General features: G+C 69.1%; 1 pseudogene. It reads left to right on the top strand.

Annotation, left to right across the window (positions count from 1 at the left end):
* Positions 1–207: pseudogene (locus KHA85_RS17755) on the top strand (ISL3 family transposase); the annotation flags it as partial.

The raw sequence follows: 207 nt of genomic DNA, 5'->3' as shown, positions 1-207 counted from the left end.
CCGTGTGCCGCCAACGCATCCAGCAGGCCACCACCGGGCACCGGGGCCGCACGGGCGATCCGCTGTACGGCATCCGCCGGACCTTGAACACCCGAGCCGAGCTGCTCACCGACAAGCAGAAGGTGCGCCTGTTCAAGGCGTTCACCGCCCATGATGCGCACGCGGCGGTGGAGGTCACCTACGGCGTCTACCAGCGACTCATCGCCG

The sequence above is a fragment of the Dietzia massiliensis genome (assembly GCF_018390595.1).
Classification (GTDB): domain Bacteria; phylum Actinomycetota; class Actinomycetes; order Mycobacteriales; family Mycobacteriaceae; genus Dietzia; species Dietzia massiliensis.
The sequence above is the reverse complement of the archived record's forward strand: the minus strand, read 5'-3'. Positions and strand labels throughout refer to the sequence as shown.